We start from the raw sequence: 13,887 nt of genomic DNA on the forward strand, positions 1-13,887 counted from the left end.
ATCCGTTCGCAGTCCGGAAGATGCCCACCATTGGCCGATGCTGTTCACCTCGAACCGACCCGCCCGCTACGCGAGCCGACCCTCCAGGTACGCCAGTCGTCCGTCGGGGTACGCGTGTCGTCCGTCCAGGTACGTCTCCTCTCCTCGTCCTCCTCCCTCAGGCCGTACTGGCCAACGCGAACGGCAGCACCGCGGGCGCCCCGGCCCGCCGCAGCAGCCGCGCGGCCAGCGTCATCGTCCACCCGGTGTCGATCACGTCGTCCACCAGCAGCACCGGCCCCGACGGCAGCGTCGCCGCGAGATCGGCCGGCATGCTCAGCCGCCGCCACAGGTCCGCCAGTCGTTGCGCGCTGTTCGCCTGGCGGGGCGGCGGACCGTCGGCGTCGAGTGCGCCGAGGAAGTCCAGCCTGCCGATCTCCGCCAGTCCGGTCGCCAGGCTGTACACGAGCTGCGGCCGCGTCGACGACGGCACCGCCACCACCGCCACCGGCCGTTCCGCCCACTGCCACCCGGCGAGCACCTGCACGCACGCCTTGAACACCGAGTCCGGCACCTCGGCGTCCACCGCGTTCGGCCCGACGAGCTCCCGCAGCCGGTTGCCCCAGCCGACGTCGGTGAGCCGCCCGAGCACCTGGCCCGGCTCGGCCTGGTCGTCGGCCGAGATCCGCCCGGACACCGGAACGTCCAAAGAGGACATCCCGGTCGGCCACTGCTTCCGCGGCGCGACCTCGACACCCGGCCGCTGCAGCCGTTCCCGGGTCGCGTCGACGACCTCGTCCGCCACCGCCGTGTCCCAGTGCTGCCCGGTGCAGTTGTCGCACCGCCCGCACGGCGTCGCTTCCGGGTCGTCGAGCTGACGCCGCAGGTACTCCATCCGGCAACCCCCGGTCGCGAGGTAGCCGAGCATCGCCTCCTGCTCGCGGTCGCGCGCCTCCGCCACCCGCCGGTACCGCCCGCGGTCGTACTGCCAGTCCTCGCCCGTGCTCGTCCAGCCGCCCTTGACGCGCCGCACCGCGCCGTCGACGTCCAGCACCTTGAGCACCATCTCCAGCCGCGACCGGGAAAGCTCCACCGACGGCTCGAGCGCGGCCGTCGACAGTGGACGGTCGGCGTAGGCGAGGGTGTTCAGCACCTGTGTCACCCGCAGCTCGTCCGGGAAGGCCAGCGACCCGAAGTACGCCCAGATCGCCTTGTCCTCCTCCCCGGGCAGCAGCACGACCTCGGCGCGCTCCACGCCACGCCCGGCGCGGCCGACCTGCTGGTAGTACGCGATCGGCGACGACGGCGCACCGAGGTGCACGACGAACCCCAGGTCCGGCTTGTCGAACCCCATGCCCAGCGCGGACGTCGCGACCAGCGCCTTGACGCGGTTGCCGAGCAGGTCGTCCTCGGCCGCCTGCCGGTCCGCCGGGTCCGTCTTGCCCGTGTAGGCCGCCACCGGGTAACCGCGGTCCTTCAGCAGCGAGGCGACGTCGTGCGCCGCCGCGACGGTCAGCGTGTAGATGATCCCGGACCCGGGCAGCTCGGCCAGGTGTTCCGCGAGCCAGGCCAGCCGCGCCTGCGACGTCGGCAGCCGGCACACCGACAGCCGCAGGCTTTCCCGGTCGAGGCTGCCGCGCAGCACGAGCGTGTCCGCGCCGGTGCCGAGGCCGAGCTGCTCGGCGACGTCGGTGACCACGCGGTCGTTCGCGGTCGCCGTCGTCGCCAGCACCGGCACCCCGTCGGGCAGGTCGCCGAGCAGCGTGCGCAGCCGCCGGTAGTCCGGCCGGAAGTCGTGGCCCCAGTCCGAAATGCAGTGCGCCTCGTCGACCACCAGCAGGCCGGTGCTCGCGGTCAGCTTCGGCAGCACGTTGTCGCGGAAGTCCGGGTTGTTCAGCCGTTCGGGGCTGACCAGCAGGACGTCCACCTCGCCGGCCGCGACCGCCGCCTGGACCTGGTCCCACTCCTGCGGGTTGGCGGAGTTCATCGTCGCCGCGTGGATCCCGGCGCGCGCCGCCGCCGAGATCTGGTTGCGCATCAGGGCCAGCAGCGGCGAGACGATGACCGTCGGCCCGCTGCCCTGCTCCCGCAGCAACGCCGTGGCCAGGAAGTACACCGCCGACTTGCCCCACCCGGTGCGTTGCACGACCAGCGCGCGGCGCCGCTGCGCGACCAGGGCCTCGATGGCCGTCCACTGGTCTTCGCGCAGCTTCGCCGAATCGCCGGCCAGGGCCCGGAGGAGGGTCTCGGCGCGGTCGCGGAGGGCTGAGGCGGTGCAGGTCGTGTCCACGTCCCCACGTCTACCCCATGACACCGACAGATCGGGAATCGGAACCGTCGCGAACGGAGCGTTCGCGACGCATACGGGGTGTATTGTGACCTGAATCACATAATCGGCCCGGTCGGGCGGGGTGGCGAACAGCACCCGGCCACGCGGGGCTCCGCTGTATAGGCTCTCCGGTCATGTCACCACGGCGGATCGGGGTCATGGGCGGCACCTTCGACCCCGTGCACCACGGCCACCTCGTCGCGGCCAGCGAGGTCCAGTCCCGGTTCGGGCTGGACGAGGTGATCTTCGTCCCCACCGGGCAGCCGTGGCAGAAGACCGGCCGCGAGGTGACCCGGGCCGAAGACCGCTACCTGATGACGGTGATCGCGACCGCGTCCAACCCGGTCTTCTCCGTCAGCCGCGTCGACATCGATCGCGGCGGCCAGACCTACACCGTCGACACCCTGCGCGACCTGCACGCCGAATACCCCGAAGACGAGCTCTTCTTCATCACCGGCGCCGACGCGCTGGAACAGATCCTGACCTGGCACAAGGCCGACGAGCTGTTCGACTTCGCCCACTTCATCGGCGTCACGCGACCCGGCTACCGGCTCAACTCGCACCACCTGCCCAGCGGCAAGGTGAGCCTCGTCGAGGTCACCGCGATGGCCATTTCGTCGACCGGCTGCCGCGACCGGGTCGAGCGCGGGGAGCCGGTCTGGTACCTCGTTCCCGACGGCGTCGTCCGCTACATCGCCAAAAAGGACCTCTACCGGAAGAGCGACTGAAGGGCCGCTGGTGCCTGCGGGTACCCTTCTCGGGCGAACCCGAACTGGAAAAGGAGCACCGTGGCAGCCACGTCCGAGGCTCGAGAGCTGGCCGTAGCGGCCGCCCACGCGGCGGCGGACAAGAAGGCCAGCGACGTCGTCGTGCTGGACGTGTCCGAACAGCTCGTCATCACCGACGCCTTCGTCATCGCCTCCGCGTCCAACGAGCGCCTGGTCGGCGCGATCGTGGACAACGTCGAAGAAAAACTGCGGGAGAGCGGCCACAAGCCGGTCCGCCGCGAAGGTGCGCGCGAAGGGCGCTGGGTGCTGCTCGACTACGTCGATGTGGTCGTGCACGTCCAGCACGTCGAAGAGCGCACGTTCTACGGCCTCGAGCGGCTGTGGAAGGACTGCCCCCGCATCGAGGTGGCCGGACTCGAGGAGCCACCCGCCGACGAGGACCCGGACGTCCCGTGAGCCCCCGGCGGCTGGTGCTCTGGCGTCACGGCGAGACGGACTACAACGCCGCCGGGCGGATGCAGGGTCACCTGGACTCCGCGCTGACGCCTCGCGGCTGGAACCAGGCCCGGTTCGCGGTGCCCGCACTGGCCCGCTTCTCCCCGGACCTCGTCATCGCCTCCGACCTGCGCCGGGCCACCGACACCGCCACCGTGCTCACCGACGCCATCGGCGTCCCGCTCCGGATCGACAAGCGGCTTCGCGAGACGCACCTGGGCGAATGGCAGGGCCTCACCGGCGAAGAGGTCGACAAGGCCTACCCCGGTGAGCGCGACCGCTGGCGCACCGACGCGACCTGGGCCCCGCCGGGCGGCGAAAACCGCGTCGACGTCGCCGACCGCGCGAGCGAAGTCGTCACCGACCTGCAGCAGGCCAACTCCGACGCGGGGGAGACCGTGCTGCTGGCCGCGCACGGCGGGCTGATCATCGCGCTCACCGCGCGGCTGCTGAACCTCCCGGTCGCGATCTGGCCGTCGCTCGGCGGCATCTCGAACTGCCACTGGGTCGAGCTGGGCCGTCGCGACGGGAAGTGGCGGCTGCACGCCTACAACGCGGGGATGCACGGCTAGCCGATGGGGCCGCGCCTGCTGGTGTTCGGCGATTCGCTGAGCTTTCACGGTCCCGAAGGGCCCTGCGCCGCGGACGAGCCGCGGCTGTGGCCGAACGTGGCCGCTGCCGCGTTGGGTGGTTCCGCCGACCTGGTCGCCGGGATCGGCTGGAATGCCCGGGACGCCTGGTGGTCGCTGACCGGCGATCCGCGCGTCTGGGCCGACCTGCACCACGTGGACGCCGTCGTGTTCGCCATCGGCAGCATGGACACGCTGCCCTCGCCGTTGCCGACCTACCTGCGCACCGGGCTGCGGTACCTGCGGCCCGATCCGGTGCGGCGCGTCGTCCGCAAGGCCTATCTCGCGGCGCAACCGCGGCTGTCGGTCGCTTTTCGCGGCCGTCCCGCGGTGTTGCCGGCCAAGCTGACCGTGCAGTACCTCGACACCGCCGTGGGGGCGCTGCGCGTCCTGCGGCCCGGCCTGCCGATCTTCGGCATGCTGCCGTCGGTGCACCGCGCGGCGGCCTACGGCGGCGTGCACACGGCACGGCCGGCCGCGGCGGCGGCGATGAGGGCTTGGAGCGAGCGGGCGACGGTTCCTTTGCTGGACCTCGAAGCCGTTGTGGGGGAGCACGTGCTCAGCGGCGCGGGCAACCCGGACGGCATGCACTGGGGCTGGCCGGGGCACGCCGCGGTGGGCGAGGCGATGTCCGTGTTGATGGCGCCGGTGCTGGCCTCCCGGCACGTAGGCTGACGGCGTGTCGGTCGCCGTAGTCACGGATTCCACCGCCCACCTGCCGGAGGGTTTCGCCGAACGGCACGCGGTCCGGGTGGTGCCGCTGCACGTCCTGGTCGACGGCGTGGTTTCGCTCGACGGCGTCGAGACCGGGCCGGCGGCGGTCGCTGAGGCGATGAAGCAGCGGAAGATCGTCACGACCTCGCGGCCGACCCCCACCGAATTCGCGGAGGAGTACCGGGCGGCGTTCGCCGACGGCGCGGAGGCGATCGTGTCGGTGCACCTGTCGCGCGAACTGTCGGGCACCTGGGAAGCGGCGGTGCTGGCGGCGCAGGAAGTCGGGCCCGACCGGGTTCGCGTCGTCGATTCCCGGACCACCGCGATGGGCCTGGGGTTCGCCGCGCTGCACGCCGCTTCCGCCGCCTCCGCAGGGGCCGCGGCGGCCGAAGTCGAGGCCGCGGCGGTGACCGCCGCCGGCTGCTCGTCGACGTTGTTCGTCGTGGAAACCCTCGACCACCTGCGCCGTGGCGGCCGGATCGGCCCGGCGGCGGCGCTGCTCGGCACGGCGCTGGCGGTGAAGCCGGTGCTGCACATGTCCGACGGGCGGATCCTGCCGCTGGAGAAGGTCCGCACCATGAACCGGGCGATCGCGCGGCTGGTCGAGCTGGCCGCCGCGGCCGCGAAGGACGACGACGTCGAGCTCGCCGTCCACCACCTCGCGTCGCCCGAACGGGCGGTCGAGCTGGCGAACCGGCTTGAAGAGGCCGTGCCGCGCTCGGCGGGCTGCGTGGTCTCCGAGCTGGGCGCGGTGATCGGGGCCCACACCGGGCCGGGGGTGCTGGGCGTGGTCGTCCAGCGGACGGTCGCACCCGGCCGCCGGCGCGCCGAACCCTCCAGCATGCCACCCGGGTACGACGAAAACGGCTGATCCCGGGCTTCGCGCCGGCCATCCACCCACAACACCCCGGTTGTCCACAGGACGCGGCGGCACCCCTGTCGGACCCTCCCCGCGGGCCCTAACGTCGATCGTGTGTTCGAGCAGACCGCCCGGGATCCGGGCCCTCCCGTCAACGACCGGCTCTCCTGGCTGGCCGACCAGCTCTCGCCCGATGCGAGCACGGTCGGACCGGGCGGCCGGCTGATCCGACGCTGGCTGCCGGGCGGACCGCCCGGAGCCGGCCGCCGCCGGTGGGCGCTGGCCGGCGTCCTCGCCGCGGTCGTGGTGATCGTCCTCGGCTCGGTCGCCCTGGCCGCGGACAGCCCGGCGCCCGAGCCGCCACCCGCGCTGCCGAGCGCGAAACCGGCGGCCGAGGCGCGCGCCGCGCCGCCGCCCGGTCTCGTGGTCAGCGTGATCGGCCGCGTCCGCTCGCCGGGGCTGATCACGGTGTCCCAGGGCGCCCGGGTGGCCGACGTGTTGCGCGCGGCCGGCGGCGCGGAGCCGGGCGTGGACCTCGGTCCGTTGAACCTGGCCCGCAAGGTGGCCGACGGCGAGCAGCTGGCGGTCGGGGTCCCGGCGCCCGCGGCAGTGCCCGGCTCGGCGCCGACGGGCAGCGGGAAGGTCGACCTGAACACGGCCACGCCGGACCAGCTGGACACACTGCCCGGCGTCGGCGAGGTGATGGCCAAGCGGATCGTCCAGTGGCGCACCGACCACGGCGGCTTCGCCAAGGTCGAGCAGCTGCGCGACGTCGACGGCATCGGGGAAAGCAAGTTCGCCCGCCTGCGAGAGCAGGTGACGGTCGGATGAGCGCCCTTCCCGTGGTCGACACCCGGCAGGACATGCGGCTGGTCCCGGCCGCGCTGGCGTGCTGGCTCGCGGCCCTGGCCGGCCTGCTGCTCGGCTGGTGGGCGGCCGTCGCGGCCGGCCTGGCGTCGGCGGTCGTCGCCGGGCTGGTGCTCTGGCGGGCCCGCGAACGTCCGCGGGTGCGCGAGGCGGCGGCGGTCCTGCTGGCGCTGGGCCTGCTCGCCGCCGGCCCGGTTGCCTGGCGCATCCGTGACGCGCAGGAGGACGGACTCCGGGCCGTGGCAGCGGAAGGGCCGCCCGCAGCGTTGCGAGTCGTCGTCGCCGAACGTCCGAAGCCCGTGCGCAGTGCGGGGTACGCCGACCGGCAGGCCGGCGCGCGGTCGGTCGTACTCGCGGCCGACGTGCTCACGGCGTCGGTCGACGGGCGGCCGGTCCCGTCGTCCGGGCGCGTCCTGCTGCTGGCGCCGGTCGCGCAGTGGGCGTCGCTGCTGCCGGGCCAAGAGGTGAGCGTGACCGGCCCGCTGATGCCGCCGCGCGGCTCGGACCTGACCGTGGCGGTCCTGTCCGTGCGCGGACCGCCGGGCGAGCCCGGCCCGGCGCCGTGGTGGCAGCGGGCGGCGGCCGGGCTGCGCACCGGTCTGCACGACCTGTGCCAGGTCCTGCCCGACGAGCCGGCGGGCCTGCTGCCGGGACTGGTGCTGGGCGACACGAGTGCGCTGTCGCCGCGCGTCGAGCAGGAGTTCGTCACGGCGGGCCTCGCGCACCTCACCGCGGTCAGCGGCGGGAACCTGGCGGTCGTCTGCGGGGCGGTGCTGCTCCTGCTGCGCCTGCTCCGGCTCGGGCCGCGGTTGTCGGCGACGGCGGCCGGGACGTGCCTGGCCGGGTTCCTCGTCCTGGTCGGCCCGGAGCCGAGCGTGCTGCGCGCCGGTGTCATGGCGGCCGTGGCGTTGCTGGCGCTGGCCTTGGGACGGCGGGGTTCGGCGCTGCCCGCGTTGGCGTTCGCGGTGTGCGTGCTGGTGGTGGCGGATCCGGCGATGGCCACGGACTTCGGGTTCGCCCTGTCGGTCTGCGCGACCGCCGGGCTCGTCCTGCTCGCGCCCCGCTGGGCCGGCGCGCTGGTCCGCCGCGGCGTCCCGCCGGGCTTCGCGGAAGGGCTGGCGATCCCGCTGGCGGCCTTCCTCGTGACGGCGCCGGTCCTCGCGGGCATGGCGGGCTCCGTGAGCCTGGTTTCGGTGCTGACCAACATCCTGGCCGCGCCGGTGGTGGCTCCGGCGACGGTGCTCGGCGTGCTGGCGACGCTGACCGGCCCGTGGTGGCCGGGCGCCGGGAAGATCCTGGTGCACTTGGCCGATCCCGAGGCCCGCTGGCTGATCACGGTGGCCCGCCACGGCGCACGAGCCCCGGGCGCGGTCGTCACCTGGCCCGGCGGCTGGACGGGCGGGCTCCTCGCTGCCGCCGTCCTCGGCGGACTGGTCCTCGCGGCCCGCCACCGGCGCGTGCGGCTGCTGATGGCGGTGCTCGTCGTCGGGGTGCTGCTGGTGTTCGTGCCGGTGAAGGTCCTGGCACCGGGCTGGCCACCGCAGAACTGGGCGGCGGTCGAGTGCGACGTCGGCCAGGGCGATGCGATCGTGCTGGCAACGGCAACACCCGGCCGCGCGATCGTGGTCGACACCGGACCCGAACCGGGACCGGTCGACGAGTGCCTGAACCGCCTCGGCGTCGACCGGATCCCCCTGCTGGTGCTGAGCCACCTGCACGCGGACCACATCGGCGGCCTCACCTCGGTCTTCGACGGCCGCGCGGTGGGCGCAATCGCGGTCGGGCCGGGCCGCGCGCCGGAGTGGGCGTGGCGGCAGGTCGCAGCGGAGGCCGCCCGGCAGGCCGTGCCGTTGGTCGAACTGAGCCCCGGGGAGCACCTGGATTGGCCAGGGCTGTCCCTGGACGTGCTCGGCCCCCGGTACGTGCCCTCCCGCTCACCCGGCCAGCAGGACGGCACCACGATCAACAACAGCTCGGTGGTCCTGCGCGCAAAAACCCCAGCGGGCCGGCTCTTGCTGACGGGCGACGTCGAGCTGGCGGCCCAGGCAGACCTCCTGGCCGACATCACCGACTTGAGAGCGGAGGTCCTGAAAGTCCCCCACCACGGCTCGAGATATTCCTTGCCGTCGTTCCTCGCGGCCGTGGAGCCGCGGGTGGCATTGGTCAGCGTGGGAGCAGGCAACACCTACGGCCACCCGAACAAGTCCACATTGGACACATTGACGGCCCTGGGAGCACGGGTCACGAGAACGGATCTCGACGGCGACACGGCAGTGGTGCCCGACCCAGCGGGCCCGGCAATCGCCCGCCGCGGCGAGCCCCGCGGACCGCCCCGCCCCTGAGCCGACACTGCTGCGCGCTGGTTCGCTCATCCGCCGGCAGGGCTGACTCACGTCGGCGAGCTCCGCGGACCGCCCCGGAGCACGGGCTCGGCCGCATCCGCCGAGTCCGTCGGCGGTGAGCTGCCGTGGTGAGCCGCGCGGCCGCCCCGCCTCTGAGCGCCGAGCTCGGCCGCACCCGCCGAGCCCGTTGGCGGTGAGCTGCCGCGGTGAGCCCCGTGGGCCGCCCTGCCTCTGAGCGGACACCTGCTGCGCGCTGGTTCGCTCATTCGCCGGCAGGGCTGACTCATGTCGGCGAGCCCACCGGACCGCCCCCTGAGCGCGGGCTCGGCCGCACCGGCCGAGCCCGGCGGCGGTGAGCTGCCGCGGCGGCGAGCCCCGTGGCACACCGCGCCCCGAACTGAGGCTCGCGGAGCCGCTGAGCCTTTCGGTGGCGAGTTGCCCGGGCGCGAGCCCGGCTTGCATCGGGCCAGTGCGTCGGCCGATCGCCCCCAGTCCAGCGCCCCTGAGCCGGCGCAGGTTTCCTGCTGGGCGAACCTGCCCCGGGCCGGCCAGCGGCACAAGCGAATCACTCACCGGCCGGGCTCACGCATCGGGCGGCTCACCTCACCGGACCCGCCACCTTGGCGCCCAACCGCCGACCACACCGGGGCGAGCAACGCATGCCCGCCCCGGTGCGGCAGCTCAGTAGCCGAGCGCCTTGTTCACCGCGGCGGCCGACGGCGGCAGAGTCGCCTTCGGGCCGACGTGGTTCTCGATCGCGTCCAGGGTCTTGAGGCCGTCGCCGGTGATGAGGAGGACCGTCTCCGCGTCCGGGTCCAGCTTGCCCGTCTCGACCAGCTTCTTCGCCGTGGCGACCGTGACGCCACCCGCCGTCTCGGTGAAGATGCCCTCCGTGCGGGCCAGCAGGCGGATGCCCTCGACGACCTCTTCGTCGGAGACGTCCTCGATCGCGCCGCCGGTGCGGTTGACGATGTCCAGCACGTACGGGCCGTCGGCCGGGTTGCCGATCGCCAGCGAACGGGCGATCGTGTCCGGCTTCACCGGCTGGACCACGTCGTGGCCCTCGCGGAAGGCCGCCGACACCGGGGAGCAGCCCGTGGCCTGCGCGCCGAACACCTTGTACGGGCTGGCTTCCACCAGGCCGAGCTGGCCCAGCTCGCGGAAACCCTTGTCCACCTTGGTCAGCTGCGAACCGGAGGCGATCGGGACGACGATCTGCGGCGGGATGCGCCAGCCGAGCTGCTCGGCGACCTCGAAGGCCAGCGTCTTCGAACCCTCCGAGTAGTACGGCCGGACGTTCACGTTGACGAACGCCCACTTCGGGTGCTCGCCCGCCAGCTCGGTGGCGAGGCGGTTGACGTCGTCGTAGTTGCCGTCGATGGCGAGGAGGTCGCCGTCGTACACCGCGGTGGTGAGGATCTTGGCGCGCTCGAGGGTCTTGGGGATCAGCACGACCGACCGCCAGCCCGCGCGGGCCGCGGCGGCGGCCGTCGCGTTGGCCAGGTTGCCGGTCGACGGACACGCGAGCACCTCGAACCCGAACTCGCGGGCCGCGGCCAGGGCGACGGCGACGACGCGGTCCTTGAACGAGTGCGTCGGGTTTCCGGTGTCGTCCTTGACCCACACGCGCTTGAGGCCGAGTTCCTTGGCGAGGCGGTCGGCGCGGACCAGCCGCGTCGCGCCCGGCTCGGTGTTCGGGATCTCTTCGACGTTGGACGGAACCGGGAGGAGCTTCTTGTAACGCCAGATGTTCTTCGGGCCCGCCTCGATGTCCTCGCGGCGGACGCGGCCGAAGTCGTAGGCGACCTCGAGCGGTGAGAAGTCTTCGGCGGAAACGAACTCCGGGGCGAGCGGCTGCCGGTGGCCCTCTTCCTTCGACACCAGTTCGACGGCGGGACCGAGATCCGGGGTCTTCGTGGTGGAGGTCGTGCCGAGGGTTGCGGTCATCGCGAGGTTCCTTTCCTCATCTGCCCCGCCGGGAAGCGGGCCGGAATTGGCACCGTGGTCGTCAGCTACCCCGCGATCGCGGGATGACAGGCTGTACGCCGGTTGCCGGGGCTTCGTCGGGCCGTTCCCTCTGCCCCTCTGGATGAGCGGTATTCGATTGTCGGAGCGCGCACACCGGATCTTCCGGGGCGGGCTGCCTCGGCTACACCGTACGACATCGCGCGCCGGCCGTGCCACGGTGGCCGGTCGACATCACCGGAGCGGGGGCACGACAGCGCAAGTGAGAAGATTCCGGGGTGACCGCGCAAGCCACCGCCCCGGCCCCGTTGCACCTGGTGCTGGGCGAGGAAGAACTGCTGATCGAGCGGGCCGTCCGCGAGACGCTCGAGGCCGCCCGCGCGACGGACGCGACGGCGGAGCTGAGCCGGGTCCGGGTGTCCGATCTCACAGCCCCTGAGCTCGCCGAACTGGTCAGCCCCTCGCTGTTCAGCGAGGGGCGGGTGATCGTCCTGGAGTCGGCGCAGGACATCTCGCAGGAGCTGGCCGACGCCGTGGCGGCGTACCTGAAGGACCCGGCGGACGGGGTCGTGCTCGTCGTCGTGCACACCGGCGGCGGGCGCAGCAAGGCGGGCAAGTCGCTCCCGGCCACGCTGAAGAAGGCCGGCGCCGAGATCACGGAGTGCCCGAAGCTGACCAAGCCGGCCGAGCGTGAGCAGTTCGTGCGCCACGAGGTGCGCCGGGTGGGCGGCAAGATCGACCCGGCCGGGGTCGCCGCGCTGATCGACGCCGTCGGCTCCGACCTGCGGGAACTCTCCTCCGCGGCGACGCAGCTGGTCGCGGACACGGGCGGCACCGTCGACGCCGAGGCCGTGCGGCGCTACCACCGCGGCCGCGCCGACGTGACGGGCTTCGCGGTCGCGGAGAGGGCGGTGAGCGGCGACCGCGCGGCGGCGCTGGAGTCGCTGCGCTGGGCGATGCAGCTGGGGGTCCCGCACGTGCTGGTCGCCGACGCGCTGGCCGACGCGGTCCGCACGATCGCCCGGGTCGCCGGCGCCGGCCGGGGCAACCCGAACCAGCTGGCGGGCGAGCTGGGGATGCCGCCGTGGAAGATCCGCAAGGCGCAGGGCCAGGTCCGCGGCTGGAACCCCGACGGCCTGGCCGCGGCGATGCGCGTGGTCGCGCGGCTGAACGCCGAGGTCAAGGGCGTGGCGGCGGACCCGGGCTACGCACTGGAGCGAGCGGTCCTCGAGGTAGCCGCAGCCAAGGGCGACCGCTGACCGCCGCCGGCCGGTAGCGGCGGAAGGTGATCAATGATCGCCGCTGGCGAGGGCGGCCGGGACGAATGATCGCGGCTGGCTGACCGCGGCCCGCGCACGCCACTACGAGCTTCGCCGCTGCGCTCCGCGAGGCGGGCTGCCGGGGAAAGTAGCGCGCCCGGCGGTCCTCGAACTCGCCGGCAAAGCGCTCCCGGGCATGAAGAAGGCCCCGGCCGGAGCCGGGGCCTTCCCAGAAATCAACCAGCTCAGAGCGCGTTGACGCGCTTCGCCAGCGCCGACTTCTTGTTGGCGGCCTGGTTGGCGTGGATGACGCCCTTCGAGACGGCCTTGTCCAGCTTCTGGGCGGCGTCGCGCTGCAGCTCGGCGGCCTTGGCCTTGTCGCCGGCCTCGGCGGCTTCGCGGACCTTGCGGATCGCGGTCTTCACCGAGGACCGGATCGCCTGGTTGCGCTGACGCGCCTTCTCGTTCGTCGTGATGCGCTTGATCTGCGACTTGATGTTGGCCATAGGGCAACTCCTGTTTCACTCGGTGAGATCGCCGCCGCGCTGAAGTGGCCCTGCGAAAACGCAGGTTTCCTCCATGACGGAATGCCGCACGGGCAGCGAACGGCCACTCTAACAGCCCGGCCACCGGCGTCCGGCGCCGGGAGTACCGTGGGTGACGGCAGTGCCTAGGGTTCCGTCGCCGGTCCGAGCAGCCCGAACCACACAACCAGGGCCGGCGAGGCTGGTCCGAGCGGCACCATCGGCGGGCCCGGACGGCCCTGCCGTTCATCTGACGGGGCAAAAGCCTGGAGGACCCGGTTCTCGCGCGCGCGAGAACCCGCCGGAGGGGTCCCGTGAACGTCACCGCCTTGTCCCTCGTCCTCGTCGCCGCCGTCGTGCACGCCGGCTGGAACCTCGCCGCCAAGCGGATCTCGTCCGGGGGTACGCAGTTCGTCTGGCTCTACTACACCGTCGGCGCCGTCCTGCTGCTTCCCATTACCGTCGTGCTGCTCGTCGTCGAACAGGACCGTCCACAGTGGAGCTGGCTGCTCGCCGCCGGGGTGACGGCCGTCCTGCACGTCGCCTACGGTGTCGTGCTGCAGCGCGGGTACCGCGTCGGGGACCTCTCCGTCGTCTACCCCGTCGCGCGCGGTACCGGGCCGCTGCTGTCGGTGCTGGCCGCCGTGCTGGTGCTCGGGGAACGCCCCGGCCCGCTGGGACTGGTCGGCGCCTTCCTGGTCATCGCCGGGGTGCTGGTGATCAGCACCGGCCGGCGGGCGGACGACCCCCGGGCGGTGCACGCGGGAATCCGGTACGGCCTGCTGACCGGGGCCGTCATCGCCGGCTACACGCTCTGGGACGCGCACTCGGTGACCGGCCTCGGCGTGCCGCCGGTCGTCTACTTCGGCCTCGGCTCGGTGCTGCAGAGCGTCCTGCTCGTGCCCGGTGCGCTGGCCGATCGGGGCGAAGTCGCGCGGATCTGGCGGGAGCAGCGGCGTGAGGTGCTCGTCGTCGCGGTGCTGTCGCCGGTCGCCTACGTCCTCGTGCTGTTCGCCCTCACCATGGCGCCGGTCAGCCTGGTCGCCCCGGCCCGGGAGCTGAGCATCGTGCTCGGCAGCCTCGCCGCGTGGCTGGTGCTGGGCGAACGCGACGCCGGGCGGCGGCTGGCCGGGGCGGTGATCGTGCTGTCCGGCATCGCCGCGATTGCGGCCGCCTGAGCCCGTCCGGTAGGGATGG

12 protein-coding genes and 1 riboswitch are annotated in these 13,887 nt (G+C 73.2%); of the genes, 9 read left to right on the forward strand and 3 right to left on the reverse strand.

The features are described from left to right. Positions 1 to 157: 157 nt before the first annotated feature. Complete coding sequence (locus tag C2L59_RS07620) at positions 158 to 2,269, reverse strand: RecQ family ATP-dependent DNA helicase (RefSeq protein ID WP_103348788.1); 2,112 nt, start codon at positions 2,267 to 2,269, stop codon at positions 158 to 160. A 197-nt stretch (positions 2,270 to 2,466) separates the two neighbouring features. Here C2L59_RS07620 and nadD point away from each other — a divergent pair, with 197 nt between their 5' ends. From nadD to C2L59_RS07655, 7 genes are all read left to right on the forward strand, one after another. Further along, positions 2,467 to 3,036 (forward strand): nicotinate-nucleotide adenylyltransferase, encoded by a 570-nt coding sequence (nadD, locus tag C2L59_RS07625; protein WP_233223333.1) that lies wholly within the window; start codon positions 2,467 to 2,469, stop codon positions 3,034 to 3,036. Between the two features lie 60 nt (positions 3,037 to 3,096). Continuing rightward, the gene (rsfS, locus tag C2L59_RS07630) at positions 3,097 to 3,492 is read left to right on the forward strand and encodes a ribosome silencing factor (protein ID WP_003067112.1); all 396 of its coding nucleotides are present in this window, start codon (positions 3,097 to 3,099) and stop codon (positions 3,490 to 3,492) included. Further along, positions 3,489 to 4,103: a histidine phosphatase family protein gene (locus tag C2L59_RS07635; protein ID WP_103348790.1), complete on the forward strand. Its 615-nt coding sequence runs from the start codon at positions 3,489 to 3,491 to the stop codon at positions 4,101 to 4,103. Before rsfS ends, C2L59_RS07635 begins: the two co-directional genes overlap by 4 nt. A gap of 3 nt (positions 4,104 to 4,106) precedes the next feature. After that, on the forward strand, positions 4,107 to 4,835 hold the full coding sequence (gene octT, locus C2L59_RS07640; protein WP_103348791.1) for a diglucosylglycerate octanoyltransferase: 729 nt from the start codon (positions 4,107 to 4,109) through the stop codon (positions 4,833 to 4,835). Positions 4,836 to 4,839: 4 nt separating this feature from the next. Next, on the forward strand, positions 4,840 to 5,745 hold the full coding sequence (locus C2L59_RS07645) for a DegV family protein (RefSeq protein ID WP_103348792.1): 906 nt from the start codon (positions 4,840 to 4,842) through the stop codon (positions 5,743 to 5,745). Positions 5,746 to 5,847: 102 nt separating this feature from the next. Next, positions 5,848 to 6,564 carry a ComEA family DNA-binding protein gene (locus C2L59_RS07650; RefSeq protein WP_103348793.1) on the forward strand — a complete coding sequence of 239 codons (717 nt, stop codon included), beginning with the start codon at positions 5,848 to 5,850 and terminating at the stop codon, positions 6,562 to 6,564. Next, positions 6,561 to 8,942, forward strand: a complete 2,382-nt coding sequence (locus tag C2L59_RS07655) for a ComEC/Rec2 family competence protein (protein WP_103348794.1) — start codon at positions 6,561 to 6,563, stop codon at positions 8,940 to 8,942. The genes C2L59_RS07650 and C2L59_RS07655 overlap by 4 nt, the downstream gene beginning before the upstream one ends. 681 nt (positions 8,943 to 9,623) lie before the next feature. Here the strand turns inward: C2L59_RS07655 and thrC are convergent. Then, a complete protein-coding gene (thrC, locus tag C2L59_RS07660) occupies positions 9,624 to 10,889 on the reverse strand; it encodes a threonine synthase (protein WP_103348795.1) in 1,266 nt (421 codons plus the stop codon). A 13-nt stretch (positions 10,890 to 10,902) separates the two neighbouring features. Further along, positions 10,903 to 11,038, reverse strand: a riboswitch (SAM riboswitch). 147 nt (positions 11,039 to 11,185) lie between these two features. On the opposite strand from thrC, the gene holA reads away from it, so the two are divergent. Then, the gene (holA, locus tag C2L59_RS07665) at positions 11,186 to 12,166 is read left to right on the forward strand and encodes a DNA polymerase III subunit delta (RefSeq protein ID WP_103348796.1); all 981 of its coding nucleotides are present in this window, start codon (positions 11,186 to 11,188) and stop codon (positions 12,164 to 12,166) included. Between the two features lie 245 nt (positions 12,167 to 12,411). Here holA and rpsT read toward each other — a convergent pair whose 3' ends face one another. Next, entirely contained in the window at positions 12,412 to 12,672 is a 261-nt protein-coding gene (rpsT, locus tag C2L59_RS07670) for a 30S ribosomal protein S20 (protein ID WP_091316168.1), read from the reverse strand. Positions 12,673 to 13,004: 332 nt separating this feature from the next. Between rpsT and C2L59_RS07675 the strand changes: the two genes are divergently transcribed. Then, positions 13,005 to 13,868: an EamA family transporter gene (locus tag C2L59_RS07675; protein WP_199198959.1), complete on the forward strand. Its 864-nt coding sequence runs from the start codon at positions 13,005 to 13,007 to the stop codon at positions 13,866 to 13,868. Positions 13,869 to 13,887 lie beyond the last annotated feature (19 nt).

Source organism: Amycolatopsis sp. CA-128772 (assembly GCF_002904295.1).
Classification (GTDB): Bacteria; Actinomycetota; Actinomycetes; order Mycobacteriales; family Pseudonocardiaceae; genus Amycolatopsis.